This is a genomic window from Faecalimicrobium sp. JNUCC 81, assembly GCF_053667625.1.
Genome location: NZ_CM132203.1, coordinates 2,882,928 through 2,897,437 on the forward strand (window position 1 = coordinate 2,882,928; position 14,510 = coordinate 2,897,437).

General features: G+C 28.1%; 13 protein-coding genes. 1 reads left to right on the top strand and 12 read right to left on the bottom strand.

Annotated elements, in window-relative coordinates; translation table 11 throughout:
• Positions 1-138: 138 nt before the first annotated feature.
• From dnaK to gpr, 10 genes are all read right to left on the bottom strand, one after another.
• Positions 139-1,977: a molecular chaperone DnaK gene (dnaK, locus tag JNUCC81_RS14415; protein ID WP_454094116.1), complete on the bottom strand. Its 1,839-nt coding sequence runs from the start codon at positions 1,975-1,977 to the stop codon at positions 139-141.
• 116 nt (positions 1,978-2,093) lie between these two features.
• A complete protein-coding gene (gene grpE / locus JNUCC81_RS14420; RefSeq protein ID WP_454094117.1) occupies positions 2,094-2,687 on the bottom strand; it encodes a nucleotide exchange factor GrpE in 594 nt (197 codons plus the stop codon).
• A gap of 33 nt (positions 2,688-2,720) precedes the next feature.
• Positions 2,721-3,740 carry a heat-inducible transcriptional repressor HrcA gene (hrcA, locus tag JNUCC81_RS14425; protein ID WP_454094118.1) on the bottom strand — a complete coding sequence of 340 codons (1,020 nt, stop codon included), beginning with the start codon at positions 3,738-3,740 and terminating at the stop codon, positions 2,721-2,723.
• A 99-nt stretch (positions 3,741-3,839) separates the two neighbouring features.
• Positions 3,840-4,973 carry a radical SAM family heme chaperone HemW gene (gene hemW, locus JNUCC81_RS14430; protein ID WP_454094119.1) on the bottom strand — a complete coding sequence of 378 codons (1,134 nt, stop codon included), beginning with the start codon at positions 4,971-4,973 and terminating at the stop codon, positions 3,840-3,842.
• A 212-nt stretch (positions 4,974-5,185) separates the two neighbouring features.
• A complete protein-coding gene (locus JNUCC81_RS14435; protein WP_454094120.1) occupies positions 5,186-6,505 on the bottom strand; it encodes an APC family permease in 1,320 nt (439 codons plus the stop codon).
• 233 nt (positions 6,506-6,738) lie between these two features.
• Positions 6,739-7,161: an acyl-CoA thioesterase gene (locus JNUCC81_RS14440; RefSeq protein WP_454094121.1), complete on the bottom strand. Its 423-nt coding sequence runs from the start codon at positions 7,159-7,161 to the stop codon at positions 6,739-6,741.
• Positions 7,162-7,351: 190 nt separating this feature from the next.
• Positions 7,352-9,157, bottom strand: coding sequence for a translation elongation factor 4 (lepA, locus tag JNUCC81_RS14445; RefSeq protein ID WP_454094122.1), 1,806 nt, complete (start codon positions 9,155-9,157; stop codon positions 7,352-7,354).
• 116 nt (positions 9,158-9,273) lie between these two features.
• Entirely contained in the window at positions 9,274-9,528 is a 255-nt protein-coding gene (locus JNUCC81_RS14450) for a hypothetical protein (RefSeq protein ID WP_454094123.1), read from the bottom strand.
• Between the two features lie 22 nt (positions 9,529-9,550).
• Complete coding sequence (gene spoIIP / locus JNUCC81_RS14455; RefSeq protein ID WP_454094124.1) at positions 9,551-10,510, bottom strand: stage II sporulation protein P; 960 nt, start codon at positions 10,508-10,510, stop codon at positions 9,551-9,553.
• Between the two features lie 12 nt (positions 10,511-10,522).
• Positions 10,523-11,479, bottom strand: a complete 957-nt coding sequence (gpr, locus tag JNUCC81_RS14460) for a GPR endopeptidase (RefSeq protein ID WP_208331620.1) — start codon at positions 11,477-11,479, stop codon at positions 10,523-10,525.
• A 268-nt stretch (positions 11,480-11,747) separates the two neighbouring features.
• Between gpr and rpsT the strand changes: the two genes are divergently transcribed.
• The gene (rpsT, locus tag JNUCC81_RS14465; protein WP_208331621.1) at positions 11,748-12,014 is read left to right on the top strand and encodes a 30S ribosomal protein S20; all 267 of its coding nucleotides are present in this window, start codon (positions 11,748-11,750) and stop codon (positions 12,012-12,014) included.
• 119 nt (positions 12,015-12,133) lie between these two features.
• Here rpsT and holA read toward each other — a convergent pair whose 3' ends face one another.
• Complete coding sequence (gene holA, locus JNUCC81_RS14470) at positions 12,134-13,177, bottom strand: DNA polymerase III subunit delta (RefSeq protein WP_454094125.1); 1,044 nt, start codon at positions 13,175-13,177, stop codon at positions 12,134-12,136.
• On the bottom strand, positions 13,152-14,411 hold the full coding sequence (locus JNUCC81_RS14475; protein ID WP_454094126.1) for a ComEC/Rec2 family competence protein: 1,260 nt from the start codon (positions 14,409-14,411) through the stop codon (positions 13,152-13,154). Before JNUCC81_RS14475 ends, holA begins: the two co-directional genes overlap by 26 nt.
• Positions 14,412-14,510: the final 99 nt, after the last annotated feature.

A 14,510-nucleotide genomic window follows, 5' to 3' on the forward strand; every position in this document is an offset into this window, starting at 1 on the left:
CCTTCATTTTACAAAACAATAGCTTGTAGAATATCAAACTACAAGCTATTATCTCTATTTAAGCAATTATTGCTTTAGAAAAGATACTCTTTTCTTTTAATATATATTATTATATACAAATACTTCTATTTGTGTAAATTATTTTTCATCATTTACTTCTGTAAAGTCAGCATCTACTACATTATCATCTTGTGCTGATCCTGCTTGCTCTTGTCCTGGAGCTTGTTGTTCAGCCCCAGCTTGTTGATACATTTGTTCAGAAACTTTATGGAATTTATTCATTACTTCATCCATAGCTTTCTTGATATCTTCAGCTGTTGCATCTTCTTTTTCTTTAACAGCTTTTAAATCAGCTATGGCAGTTTCTATTGCAGACTTATCGTCAGCACTTACTTTGTCACCTAATTCATTTAATGTTTTTTCTGTTTGATATATTGTAGAATCAGCTTGATTTAATGCTTCTATTTTATCTTTCTTTTGCTTATCAGCTTCAGCATTCATTTCAGCTTCTTTTACTTTTTTCTCTATTTCTTCTTCAGATAAATTAGTTCCTGAAGTTATAGTTACCTTTTGCTCTTTTCCTGTTCCTAGATCTTTAGCAGTAACATGAACTATACCATTAGCATCTATATCGAAAGTAACTTCTATTTGAGGTATTCCTCTTGGTGCTGGTGGTATATCTGTTAATTGGAATCTACCTAAAGTACTATTATCATAAGACATACTTCTCTCACCTTGAAGTACATGTATATCAACAGCAGTTTGGTTATCTGCAGCAGTTGAGAATACTTGAGACTTCTTAGTTGGTATTGTTGTATTTCTTTCTATTATCTTAGTCATTACGTTACCCATAGTTTCTATTCCTAAAGATAGAGGAGTAACATCAAGAAGTAATAAATCATTAACTTCTCCAGTTAAAACACCAGCTTGTATAGCAGCACCTGCAGCAACACATTCATCTGGGTTTATTCCTTTATGAGCTTCTTTTCCTATAAACTTCTTAACTGCTTCTTGAACAGCTGGTATTCTAGTTGATCCTCCAACTAATAATACATCATCTATATCAGATGTAGATAATCCTGCATCTTGTAATGCTCTTCTTGTTGGTTCCATAGTCTTTTCTACTAAATTAGAAGTTAATTCATCAAACTTAGCTCTTGATAAGTCTAAATTCATATGCTTTGGACCTTCAGCTGTAGCTGTTATAAATGGTAAGTTTATATTTGTAGACATTGTAGATGATAATTCTTTTTTAGCTTTTTCAGCAGCTTCTTTTAATCTTTGAAGAGCCATTTTATCATTTCTTAAGTCTACACCTTCAGCCTTTTTAAATTCTTCAGCTAAATAATCTATTATTATTTGATCAAAGTCGTCTCCACCTAATCTGTTGTTACCAGCAGTAGCTAAAACTTCGAATGTTCCATCTCCTATTTCAAGTATCGAAACATCAAATGTTCCTCCACCTAAGTCAAACACTAATATTTTCTTTTCTTGATCTAACTTATCCATACCGTAAGCAAGAGCTGCTGCAGTTGGTTCGTTTATTATTCTCTTAACATCAAGACCTGCTATTCTACCTGCATCTTTAGTTGCTTGTCTTTGAGCATCTGTAAAGTATGCTGGAACTGTTATAACCGCTTCTGTTACTGGTTGACCTAAGTAAGCTTCAGCATCAGCCTTTAATTTTTGTAAAGTTATTGCAGATATTTCTTGCGGAGTATAATCTTTACCATCTATATTAACTTTATAGTCTGTTCCCATATGAGTTTTTATAGATATTATTGTTTTGTCAGCATTAGTAACTGCTTGTCTTTTTGCAGGTTCTCCTACTATTCTTTCACCATCTTTAGTAAATGCCACTACTGATGGAGTAGTTCTCATACCTTCTGCATTTGTTATAACTTGTGCTTCTCCACCTTCAAGTACTGCAACACAAGAGTTAGTTGTTCCTAAGTCAATTCCTATCACTTTTCCCATGATTAATATCCTCCTTAATTGGTTATATATTAATTTTTATATTCTTATTTTAGTATTTTAACTTCATTTTTTATATGAAGAATTATTAATTATTTTATGTTTTGTATAAACTTATTTTAGCAAGAAACTTTAACCATACTAGCTCTTAGTACCTTTGTTCCTAGCCTATATCCTTTTTGAAGAACCATAACTACTTTGTTGGCTTCAACTCCATCTATACTTTCTTGCATTACTGCTAGGTGTAGATTTGGATCAAAATCTGAATTCTCAGCTTCTATTTCTTCTACTCCAAATTTTACTAGAGTATCTTTAAGTTGCTTATAAACTAAATCTATACCTTTATACATGTTATCTTCTTTATCTTCACATGCATCTAATGCTCTTTCCATATTGTCTATAACTGGTATTAAATCACCTATCATTTTTTCATTTGCAAATAAACCTATAGTTTCTTTTTCCTCTTGTGTTCTTCTTCTATAGTTTGCATATTCAGCTTGAAGCCTTTGATGTTGATCATTAAGTGATTCTATTTCTTCCTTTAGCTTATTTTCTTCTAACTTAGAGTTTATATCAGATATATTATCTCCTTGGTTAGATTCTTCACACTTACACTCTTCTTGACAGTCCTCAACCTTTTCAGTCTGAGATTCTTGTTCTAAAGTGCCTTTATCTTCTTTTAACTCTTCTTGTTGTATGTTATTTTCTTCCAAGATATTACACCCCTTAGTTATTTTATTATAAATTTACTTTCTATTAAATAATAGGCTCATATAATTGACTATTGAATAGATTCTTGCATAATCCATTCTTGTAGGACCAATAAAACTTATACGACCTACTAAATCTTTATCAATATTATATGTTGCTGTAACTATACTGCAATCTTTAGCCAACTCACAGTCATTGTCACTACCTATTATTATATTTATATTATCCTTTTGTATTCCTTTAGATCTAACCATGCTAGTTATAGTTTCTTTTTTCTCAAGCATATTTAAAAAAGATTTCGCTTTTATTATATCGTTAAACTCTGGATAACTAAATATATTGGTAGCTCCATTTAATGAGACTGATAAGTCTTCTTCTGATATATTAAAGTTAAGTGCATTTACAAGTTCATCTATAAATGCTGAATACTCACTTATCTCATATTTTATAAATGCAATTAATCTATTGTCTAGCTCTGTTATGCTTTTTCCTGATAATTTATTTGTAAGATTATCAGAAATTAGGTTTAATTTAGATTGATCTAAATTAATGTTAGTTAAAAGATTTGCATTTTTTATATCACCTTTGTCTGTGACCACTATTAGTAGAATTTTATTGTCACCCATTCCTACCAATTGTATGTGCTTTATAACACTTTGATTTACTAAACTTTTAGTCACAGCTACTGTTGTATAATTAGTAAGCTGAGATAATAACTTAGAGGTCTCATGAATTAAATCTTTTATATGATTTACATTTTTTTCTAAACATTGTTCAATTAATAGCTTTTCATCATCTCTAAGCTCATTTTGAGACATCAGCAAATCTACATATAATTTATATCCCTTTTCAGAAGGAACTCTACCTGCAGATGTATGTGGCTGAATCAAATAGCCTAGTTCTTCAAGATCAGCCATTTCATTTCTTATAGTAGCTGCACTAACGCCTAGATCATGTTTCTTTGATATAGTTCTAGAGCCTACAGCTTCAGCCGTTTCTATATAATCTTTAACTATAGCTTTGAGGATATTTAGTTTTCTTTCGTTTAGTTCCATTTTTTCGCCTCCTCGCTGTTAGCACTCACTAAATTCGAGTGCTAAAAAGATTATATATATTATATATCATTATATTTTTCATTTGTCAACACCCTTAAATTAATCTATAAATTCTATAAATATACTATTTGATATTTCTCTTCCTTTCTGAGTAAGTCTAATCCCAGTTATATCCTCATTTATAAGTTTTCTTTCTTTTAATTTTTTTATTTTTTTACTATATTTTGCCTTAAAATTTATATTAAATTCTTCTTTAAAATCTTTGAACTTTATTCCTTCATTCATCCTAAGCCCCATAAATATTTTTTCTTTACTTTTATCATCTATAGTTAAATTTTCTTTACTTTCTATTGGTTTATCATTTAAAAATAATTTTTCATGATATTCTTTTAAAGATTCAACATTCTTATATCTAAAATCATTTATATATCCTGAAGCACCTGGCCCAAGTCCTATATAATGATTACATTTCCAGTATAGTATATTGTGTTCACATTCACATTTATCTTTTGCATAGTTAGATATTTCATATTGGTTATATCCATTACTTTTTAAGTAATTTATAGTATAGTTATACATATTAATATCTGTATCCTCATCTATAACATTAAATTCATTATTTTCATACATTTCATATAATTTTGTACCTTCTTCTAATATAAGTGAGTATGCTGATATATGTGATGGATTTAAGCTAACTATTTTCTCTAAACTTTCTTTCCAATCTTCAAAAGTTTGATTTGGAAGTGCATACATTAAATCTATATTAATATTATTAAATCCAACTTCTAATGCATCTTTATAGTTTTTTTCAAATTCATCATAAGTATGTATTCTTCCAATAGATTTTAGATGGTAATCTTGAACAGCCTGTAATCCAATGCTTAGTCGATTTACACCAATTTCTTTCATAATTTTTAACTTCTCTTTAGTCAAGGTTCCAGGATTACATTCAACTGTTATTTCTGCATTTTTTTTTACATTAAAATATAAATTTATATTTTCAAATATATATTTTAGTTCATTACTATTTAATATACTTGGTGTCCCTCCTCCTAAGAAAACACTTGTAATATAATTATCTTCTTTCAAATTTTTACTATATAGTTCCATCTCTTTTTTCAAGTCTTTTAAATATTTATCTTTCGCTATTTTATCCATTTTAAATGAATTAAAATCACAGTAATTACATTTACTTACGCAAAATGGAATATGTATATATAATCCTAGCATTAATTTTCCTCTTTTCCTAATTTTATACAACTTAAATTATACCTTTTTATACCATATCAAGCTATCATATTATATTAAATAAATCTAATTTAAAATTTATTTATATTTAATTTTAAATTCCCTAAATCAATATAATTTAAACCTTATATCTATATAATTTTAAAAGCCTTTACCTAAAATATTAAGCAAAGGCCTTTATAAAATATAAAAATTTAATTACTTTTTTTGCTCATATATGAATATATCGGAAGTCCTATTAATGTTATAATTATACCTCCTAATGCTATTGTTGTGGCTGTTATTAATTGATTTAGTATAACAAATATACCACCTGCTATAGCTATTAACGGTATAACAGGGTAAAGAGGAACTTTATACGGTCTTGGTAAGTCCGGATAATCTCTTCTAAGCTTCATAACTCCTATAAATGTTAATACATAAAATACCCAAACTATAAATATAGTTAAGTCAGTTAATAAATTAAACTGCCCTGATAGTGCATATATACAAGCTAGTATAGCTATTAACCATATTGAGTTGTATGGAGATCCTCCACTATTAACCTTTGATAGTATCTCACTACATGGAAATGTTTTATTTTTAGCTAGTGTATATGGTATTCTAGGTCCTGTAAGTAAATACCCATTCAGTGTACCAAATACTGATATAAGTATACCTATAGTTATTACATCTCCTCCTATAGATCCAAATATTTTAGTCGCTACTAATGTCGCCGGTGCTGTTACTTTAGCTAATTCACTTGCTGGAGCTACCCATAAATACGCTAAATTTATAACTACATATACAGCCATTACAAGAGATAATCCTCCTATTATAGCAGTTGGTAAATCTCTGCCTGGATTTTTCATCTCTCCAGCTATAGCGCCTACATTTATCCATCCATCATATGCAAATAATGCGGCTATCAACACCTGACCTAAAGCTTTATTTATAGTTACACCTTCTCCAACCATAGGACTTATAATTGGATTTCCACTTCCTTTTACAAAACCAAATATTATTATTAATATTAGTGGCAATAATTTGCAAACCGTTGAAACTGTTTGTATACTACCTCCTAAAGATGAACCTACAGTATTTAATAATGCTAATAAAATTATAACACCTATAGCTACAGGTAAAACTATGGCCATGTTAGATGATGCATACCCCATAAGTTCTGCAACTTGTTGTGCAAATATTACAGCTAAAGCTGCTGCTGTTCCTGGGAAAAATAATACAGTTTGCATCCAACCTGTTAAAAAACCTAACTTAGCTCCGTATATTTCTTCTATATATACCATCATTCCACCAGTTTTTGGTATTGCAGCTGATACTTCTGCAGCTGTAAGTCCTGCCGTTATAGTTATAATACCAGCTATAATCCAGACAAGCATCCCTAACCCTGGTGCTCCATTAGTTGTAGAATATATTGATTGTGGTTTAAAAAATACACCTGAACCTATAACCATACCCACAACTGTAGAAATGGCTGCGGAAAAACCAAGTGTTTTCTTAAGTTTATTGCTCATAGTTTTCCTCCTGTCAATTTTATAAATATATAAAATTATTTCATTTGATGTATGAATTTAGTATTACCAAAATTTTTTTAATTATAAAATTTTCACATTAAAAGTGATTTTTAGTAGATAAAAAGCGATACATGACTAAAATTCATCTAATATAGTAAGAGAAATTTTTCACCTGTATAATAAAAATAACCCTACGTAGAGTAGGGTCATTTTTAAAATTAGATTTTATTATTTTATTTTCTAAAACTTTTGGCTATATTTAAAAGCTCTATATCTTCTTGCGTAAAAGGCTCGTCTATCTTTAAATTGTGAGGCATCTTAACTCCATTTTCATCAATGCAAACAAAAGTTAAAAAACCGTCTACTATAATATTCTCATTATTATTTCTAGTAACTTTTCCATAAACAATTAAGCTTGTTTTTCCAGTATAAACTATTTTAGATTTTATATTTATAATATCGCCTTTTCTTATAGGCTGTTTAAAATTAATTTCATTAACTTTTCTACATACTAAATTTTCTGGGTGCTTATATTCATCTGCGACTGTTATAAAACAACTCTCAACAAACCATTCTGTCATCCTTCCAGCAAACAACGTTCCATGATGATTTAAATCTTCTCCCTTAACAAGCCTATGTGTATCATAATACTTCATATAAACCCCTCCTAGTATATTAAATCTATAAGCTATTATTTATATACTATACCTAAAACTCTATATTAACAATAAATTCCAATAAAATTTAACATTGATTTAATAATATGTCCCTTATTTTATTCACTATTAATATTATTTAAATAAAAAAACCAAAGATTTAAATCTTTGGTTTTGAGTTTATATTTTCTTAGTCATCTAATTTTAATACAGACATGAATGCCTTTTGAGGAACTTCAACAGATCCTACTTGTCTCATACGTTTCTTACCTTCTTTTTGCTTTTCAAGAAGTTTCTTCTTACGAGATATATCTCCACCGTAGCACTTAGCTAGTACATCTTTTCTAAGTGCACTTATAGTTTCTCTAGCCACTACCTTATTTCCAACAGCTGCTTGTATTGGTATCGGGAATTGATGTCTTGGTATTTCATTTTTTAATTTTTCACACATAGATTTACCTCTTGGATAAGCTCTAGTTTCATGTACTATAAAACTAAGTGCATCTACTTGTTCTTTATTTATTAATACATCAAGTTTAACAAGAGTAGAAGGAACATATCCTTTTATCTCGTAGTCTAGTGATCCATATCCTCTAGTTCTAGATTTTAAAGCGTCAAAGAAATCATATACAACTTCGTTAAGAGGAAGGTCATAATGAAGCATAACTCTCTTTTCATCTATATACTCCATATTTATCATATTTCCACGTCTTTCCTGACAAAGTTCCATAACTATACCTACATAATCTTTAGGAACTATTATATCCCCTTTAACTATAGGTTCTTCTATCATTTTGATTTCAGACACCTCTGGTAGATTAGCAGGGTTTTGTATCATAACAACTTCCCCATCAGTTTTTGTAACTCTGTATATAACAGACGGTGCAGTTGTTATAATATCAAGATTAAATTCTCTTTCTAATCTTTCTTGAATTATTTCCATGTGTAAAAGACCTAAGAAACCACATCTAAATCCAAACCCTAATGCTGCTGAAGTTTCAGCTTCAAACTCAAGCGCTGCATCATTTACTTGTAGCTTTTCAAGTGCATCTCTTACATTTTCATACTTTTCACCTTCACCTGGGTATATACCACAGTAAACCATTGGTGTCGCCTTTTTATATCCTGGCATAGGGATATCAGTAGGATATTCTGCATTAGTTATTGTATCCCCTACCTGACAACTTCTTATATCTTTAATACTTGCTGCGATATAACCAACATCTCCAGCACAAAGTTCATCAAGCTCTGTTTGACCCGGAGCCATAACTCCAACTTCAGTTACTTCGAACTTTTTATTAGTATTCATCATTTTTATTGTCATACCTTTTTTTACAGTTCCTTCGTATACTCTAACATAAGCTACTACACCTTTATACGCATCATAGTATGAATCAAATATTAAAGCTTTTAATGGAGCTTCTTTATCCCCTGTAGGAGCTGGTACATTTTTTACTATAGTTTCTAATACATCTTCTATATTTAGACCGCTCTTAGCTGATATAAGCGGTGCTTCACTTGCATCAAGCCCTATTATATCCTCTATTTCTTGCTTTATTTCATCTGGTCTAGCACTTGGTAAATCTATTTTATTTATAACTGGTAATATCTCTAAATCTTGGTCTAGAGCTAAATAAACGTTAGCTAATGTTTGAGCTTCAACACCTTGTGCTGCATCTACTACTAATAATGCACCTTCACATGCTGCTAAACTTCTTGAAACCTCATAAGTAAAGTCTACATGACCTGGCGTGTCTATAAGATTTAAATAATATTCATTTCCATCCTTAGCTTTATATATTAATCTTATATTTTGAAGCTTTATAGTGATTCCTCTTTCTCTTTCAAGATCCATGTTGTCTAATAATTGAGCTTTCATGTCTCTGTCACTAACAAGTCCCGTCTTTTGTATTAATCTATCAGCTAAGGTAGACTTCCCGTGATCTATATGTGCTATTATACTAAAATTTCTAGTTCTACTTTGTTTATTGTCCACCTTGTTTCCTCCTTATATTATTTATCATAACTTTTATTTTATAATATATCCTCTTTTATGTAAATAACAGTTATATAAAAATAAGACTTATTATGATATAAGTCTTATTTTTATTATTATTTATTAAAATTTTTAATTATATTATCCTTAATTTCTTCAATATTATTAAAATCTATGTTTTCTTTTATATTACTTATTATAGAACTTATTGTAAATGTTTTTTCTCCCAACATTTGTTTAGCACTATTATCTACTATAATTATACAAATCATTAGATTTATAGCCATACATAACATAAATACCACTTTACTTATAAATCTAACTTTTTTATTTTTATGTTTTTTCTGTATAGTCTTTTCTAATCTACTCATTTGATTCTCCTATTATAATAGACTAATTCTTTTGTTTAAAATATTCATCTAGTATTTGAGCTACATATTTAGCACTTGCTTTTGCCTCATCCGCACTTGTCCCATTACTTCCAACTTCTATTAACATATGGTTTTTAGCAACAAATTGATTATACTTCCCATATGGTTTTTCTACTACTGGAAGAATTAATTCTGGATATTTACTTTGTGCAAACTTTGTTATGTCTTGTGCTAATGATCTAACATGCTCTACATTTGGATTTTTTTCTCCTACTACAAAGAAGAATTTTGCTACTTTTTCTCCATTAATAGTTGTAGTCATTCTTTTTTCTTCTGCCTTTTTAAGTGCATCATTAGTTAAATCTCTTGCATCTCTATGTAAGTCTATAGCAATATCTATACTATTATACTTTGGTAAAATAGATTGTATTGTTTTTAAACTGTTTGCATAAGCATGATTAAATGAAGGATAATCATTGTATTTAGTTGTATGAACTACACCCCATCCTTTTTTATTTAACTCTTCTGTAACTAAGCTACCTACAGCCATTACTGAGTTTTCTTTATCCTTTGAATGGAAATTTCCTCCTGGTGAGTTTGAATATGTTTCTCCTGAGTGTGTATGGTATATTAATATTCTTGGACTTTCTTTAGTTACTCTAATGTCACCCTTATATTCTGATGTATTTACTGTAGTTTTTGTAACTTCATTATTGCTATTATTTTCATTACTTTTTATTTTTGGTATATTTTCTTCCCCTACATGAAATTTAATATAATCTTTTCCTTGTTTATCCTCTGTGTTTTTATTTTCATTTTTAGTATTTTTACTTACTTCCTTATTATCATCTTTAACTTCTGGATATGATGAGTTTACTAAAAACTTTAAAAACTCATCTTTATCCATTGAATAAGATGCTATTGGTAAAATACAAACTAACACACAGGCTATAGAAAGTGCCTTTATGCGTTTTCTTAACATTTTTACTCCTCCTTAATTAATGATCCTACCTGGGTGAAGAGATCTATTTAATCCTTCGCTTATTATTACTGATAAATTTTCAATAGTTTCGTCTATATCCTTAGGTGTTACTATTAAGTTTTTATCATATGGATCTAGTGAATCTTTTATTAAATTATATTTTTCTTCTTCTTTAAGTTGCTTTAACATACTATAAAAATTTTCTATTCCTTCTGATTGATTCATTAAATTATCAATTGCTAAATCTAATACATCACTTGTTAAAGTTGCAGCGTCTACAACAGTAGGAACACCTATTGCTATAACATCTACTCCTAAATAGTCTTTATTTAGGGCTTTTCTCTTGTTTCCTACCCCTCCTCCAGGTGCTATACCTGCAGTTGATATTTGTATTGTAGTGTTTACCCTTTCCATTTTTCTAGAGGCAAGAGCATCTATGGCTATAACTCTATCTGGTTTAATTTTATCTACAACTGATTTTACAATTTCACTTGTCTCTATCCCTGTAAGTCCCATCACCCCAGGACTTAACCCTGCTACTTCAGTAAAATCATCATCGTAATCTTTGTTATAATTTTTAAAAATATGCCTTGTTACTAGTGTTTTAGATACAGTCTTTGGTCCTAAGGCATCTGATGTTATATTCCAGTTTCCAAGTCCTATTACTAATGTTTTTTTAGTTTTATCTGTACCTAATATTTCTGCTAATTCATTTCTTAAGTAACCTATTACTTCTTCTCTAGATTCATCATCATCAAATTTCATAAGATTACTTTCTAAAGTTATATATTTTCCGATTCCTTTATTCATTATTTGAGATCCTTGTTCATCTATAACTTCAACTTTTGTTACTATACAATTTTCTAATTCTTTTTTTTCAAGTTTAACCCCTGGTATCTCACTAGATGACTGTCCATCTTCACACATCTCTCTAGCTTCTAAGGCTAAGTCTGTTCTTATACTAATCATTTTAACCCTCCTAGTACAAATTAAATGCTAGTTATAAGTGTTAACAAATTTTAGTATTTTATAACAAAAATTATAATTTTATAAATCCATGAATATTTAATTTCTGTGTTGTAAATTATTTTTATATGGGTTATAATCTAAAAAGTCAAAAGAAAAAGATATTATATAAAACTAATAAATAATTATCCTTGATTTTTAGATTTATTTCTGTTAAAATCTAATATGTTGACGATGAATATAATAAAAAAAACACGAGGGGGTGAACACGGTGGCAAACATAAAATCAGCTAAAAAGAGAATAAAAGTTATCGAAAAGAAAACTGCTTTAAATAGAGCTAGAAAATCTCAAGTTAAAACTGCTATAAGAAGATTCGAAGAAGCTGTATTAGCAGGAAATAAAGATGAGGCTGTATCAAGATTTGAATACGCTCAAAAGAGAATAAGCCAAGTAGCTTCTAAAGGAACTATACACAAGAACGCTGCAGCTAGAAAGATATCTAAATTAGCTCAAAAATTAAACGGGATGAACGCTTAATTAACCGTTTATAATGTTAATAGATATTAGCCCTTGATTAAAATCAAGGGCTTTTTTATTATTAAAAATAAAATACAGAAAAATCTTAGTATTTATACTAAGATTTTTCTGTATTTTATTTAAATTATTTTAGAGTTGCAATACTTTCCTACTAGCATTTCTACAGCTAAATTTTCTCTTATTAACCCATTTTTTATCTTATAATCACTTTCTAATATATAATTTAACATATCTACAATTATATCATCAGAGAAGTTTTTAGTTTGTTTTAATGCTTTCCCTGCTACAAATGGATGTATCTTTAATTTCTCAGCTATTATTTTAGCACTATAACCATCTGTACTTAGCTGTCTAACTTGCATAACTATTTTAAATTGTTTTGCTATCATTGCAAATATACCTAAAACTGACTCCCCTTCTTGTAACATATCATTTAAGATTTTCATTGAGTCCGAAGATTTTTTTTCTCCTATGTAATCTATTAATTTAAATATATCATTTTCAACTTTTTTTTGTGATAACTTATCTATTATATCATTTGTCACTTTATTTTCTTTTCCAACAAATGAGCTTATTTTATTAATTTCATTTTCTAAATCAGATAAAGTCTTTTCACTGCTTTTATCTCTATATCCTTCTTGATCTATAAAGTACATTATTTGAGGATTGTCTACTACTACATTATTTAGTTCAAACTTCTTTTTGACCCATTTAAATAAATCCATATCAGATAATTTATCACAGTTAAATACTATACCTTTTTTATCAATTTTCTTAACTAAAGATTTTCTTTTATCAACATCTCCATATACAGCAAAAACTACTACTGTACTTTCTGGTATATTATCTAAATGTTCAATTAAATACTTTTCATCACTATCACTAAAATTCTTTTTCTTACCTTTTAGTAATTCAAAGTCCTTTATTATAACTATTTTTTTATCATCCATAAATGGTAGTGTCTCTATAGAGCTTATGATTTGATCTAACATAGTTTCTTTTCCATCAATAACATCTAGGTTAAAATCTACCATACTTTCATTTAACGTGTCTTTAAATGACTTTATTGCATTTTCAATCAAGTAGTATTCTCTACCATAAAATAGATACATATTTTCAAAGTTTTTATTTTTAAGATTATTTATAATATCCTTGTAATTCATTCTTTTGCTCCTTCATAACCTTCTGTTCTTTATAAATCATATATGAAAACACTATTGTATAATAAATAATTACACAACATATGCTTGGATTATTTACTTCAATGTATGAAAAATATAAATTACTAAGTTTTTCTAGTAAAAAATATATTATATCTATTATAAATCCATTAAAGTTTGATATCAACTTTGCTAGTTGTATATTTATTTTAAATAAAGCTACACTCATAATGCTTAAATACATTATAAGACCTATAAACGGCACTATTACTATATTACTAATTACCGAAATTACAGGTATACCTTTAAAATTATAATATACTACTGGTAATGTTAATATATTGGCTGATAATGTTAATGATATTAAACTTATTTTTATAATATTATTTATATAGCCATAGAAATATATTATAGACAATGTAGCGAGAAAAGACAATTGAAAACTTACATTATATATAATATATGGGTTATTTATTATTAAAAATATGCCTATCATAGATAAAGTTGATATTTGATCTCTTTTTTTATCAATAAAAACTGCTAGATACAAAATTATAGTAAATATAACAGATCTTATTATAGACGGTGATGCCCCCACCATAATTGAATATAAAAATATAATAGATGAAAGTATTATTAATTTATAATATTTATTTATTCCTCCTATTATAAAACTTATTAACACACAAAATATACTAGTATGAAATCCTGAAATGGCTATTATATGACTTGTACCTGTTTTACTAAACATCTCTTTATCTTCTTTAGTAAGGTTTTCTTTTTCTCCTATTATTATTGAATTTATAAAATCAGATGTTTCTTTATATAGATACCTTGTTGTACTTCTTATGTATGTCTTTATATTTCCTATTGATAGATATAATTTATTATTACCTGACACTTCATAACTACTAATATAAATTAATCCTTTATATCCATTACTCTTTAAATATTTACCATAATTAAAATCTTCATAATTTATTCTATCTAAACTTTTAAACTTTCCTTCTATCTTTATTATTTGTCCCATTTTTATATTTTTATTTTTTTTATAATCTCTTATTAAAAATTCATCTACTTTATACTCATTATATTTTTCCTTTTCTTTTTTGTCTTTTACTAAGCCTTCTATAATTATATTTTTATTATCATATAATACATTTTCTTTTTCATTTTTAGTATATATAGATGATATAAAAATAATAATAACAAATACTATTAGCAGTGGTCTTCTCATCCTACCTCCTAATACAACCTTTTTCTTTGATTATTTTCAAAGGCTTTAAATTTTAAACAATTATAATTCCTAACAAACAAAAAAGAGATATCTAATTGA

What these genes read in the sequence shown, in the direction of transcription:
- JNUCC81_RS14440 (WP_454094121.1), bottom strand. Translation starts at nt 7,161, where the DNA reads ATGAAGTATTATGATACACATAGGCTTGTTAAGGGAGAAGATTTAAAT.
- dnaK (WP_454094116.1), bottom strand. Translation starts at nt 1,977, where the DNA reads ATGGGAAAAGTGATAGGAATTGACTTAGGAACAACTAACTCTTGTGTT.
- hrcA (WP_454094118.1), bottom strand. Translation starts at nt 3,740, where the DNA reads ATGGAACTAAACGAAAGAAAACTAAATATCCTCAAAGCTATAGTTAAA.
- JNUCC81_RS14450 (WP_454094123.1), bottom strand. Translation starts at nt 9,528, where the DNA reads ATGAGTAGATTAGAAAAGACTATACAGAAAAAACATAAAAATAAAAAA.
- JNUCC81_RS14435 (WP_454094120.1), bottom strand. Translation starts at nt 6,505, where the DNA reads ATGAGCAATAAACTTAAGAAAACACTTGGTTTTTCCGCAGCCATTTCT.
- hemW (WP_454094119.1), bottom strand. Translation starts at nt 4,973, where the DNA reads ATGCTAGGATTATATATACATATTCCATTTTGCGTAAGTAAATGTAAT.
- spoIIP (WP_454094124.1), bottom strand. Translation starts at nt 10,510, where the DNA reads ATGTTAAGAAAACGCATAAAGGCACTTTCTATAGCCTGTGTGTTAGTT.
- holA (WP_454094125.1), bottom strand. Translation starts at nt 13,177, where the DNA reads ATGAATTACAAGGATATTATAAATAATCTTAAAAATAAAAACTTTGAA.
- gpr (WP_208331620.1), bottom strand. Translation starts at nt 11,479, where the DNA reads ATGATTAGTATAAGAACAGACTTAGCCTTAGAAGCTAGAGAGATGTGT.
- JNUCC81_RS14475 (WP_454094126.1), bottom strand. Translation starts at nt 14,411, where the DNA reads ATGAGAAGACCACTGCTAATAGTATTTGTTATTATTATTTTTATATCA.